This window comes from Edaphobacter aggregans DSM 19364, assembly GCF_000745965.1.
Taxonomy (GTDB): domain Bacteria; phylum Acidobacteriota; class Terriglobia; order Terriglobales; family Acidobacteriaceae; genus Edaphobacter; species Edaphobacter aggregans.
The window spans coordinates 1-1,127 of sequence record NZ_JQKI01000350.1; the positions used below are offsets into that span (position 1 = coordinate 1).

At 58.7% G+C, this 1,127-nt stretch carries 1 protein-coding gene; it reads left to right on the forward strand.

The window, feature by feature from the left end:
* A partial coding sequence (locus Q363_RS42530; protein ID WP_035358808.1) for a hypothetical protein occupies positions 1 to 1,127 on the forward strand: 1,127 nt, incomplete at both ends.

Below are 1,127 nucleotides of genomic sequence, written 5' to 3' on the forward strand. Positions count from 1 at the left end.
CTGCTGGTGCGCGGAGATGATGCCGGAGCCACAGCGGCTCTGCAGTACTCGGCGACACGGCTGCCCTATCTCTGGGAGACCGGTAAGCGTTATGCGTCGGTGGAGGAGATTCGCGATGATCTGCGCCGCTTCTTCGGGCAGAAGTCCGACGTGGGCCAGGCCGCTGCCGCGCTCTATCATCTTGATCAATGGAGCGCAAAGATCGCTAAGGACCATCCGGGCGGATTCAGCAGCGTGCGCGCAGAGATCGATGTTGACCTGGCAGACCCGGGACTCAAGGCGTTTGCAAGAAAGATGCTCGCCGAGCGGTTACATGCCTCCTCGCTGGAGGTCGTGACCGGCAATCTGCACGCCGGGGTCAAGTGCTGCGATCGCGAGGTGCCTCAACATCTCAAGACCGACGTGATCCCTTTCAAGCAGGGAGCACCTACCTTCTCCGAAGACCTGACCTTTCCCTGGGAAGGCAAGCGGATGCAGGACGTCGCAAAAAAGCTGATCGCACAGCTGCCGGCCGGTCAGGAGGTTGTCGTCCAGGCTGGTGTCAGCGAAAGTCCCCAGCAGCGCCTTCTTCTTGCCGAGCAACTTCGTTCTATCTTGAAGTCCGCGAACGTGAAGCTCTCAACGGTAGAAGTACTTTCGGCGTACAAGCAGGGCTATAGCTGGATCATGGATTCCGTCGCCCCGGCTCTTGCCGGAAGGGACGTCGCGAAGGTGATCATCGAGTTCGCGCCGTATTGTGATCCGAAGAAGCAATCGACCATGCGGACCGAGGAGCGCTGGATTCAGCAGCTCTATCCCGTCGATGAACTGCTGGCAGCAAAGCTTAAGCTGCCTCTCGAATCCATTAACTTTCAGAAGATGGGCAATGCGGACGGCCCCACGTATCGCGTGCATGGCTTTGCAAAGGATGGCAAAGAGGTTCTCACGCGCGACTTCACGGTCTACATCCACAACCGTCCGTACTCCGGGGAGTTCCATCAGTATGAGCAGGTCGGCATAGAGACGGGATGGGTAACGCTGACCACGCCGGGCGGGAAGCTGCTCGCCTCCGAACGTGTGCCCACCGATACCGAGGAGTTCTGGGAACACTACCAGGACGTCACGTTGCCAAAAATCATTCATCACGT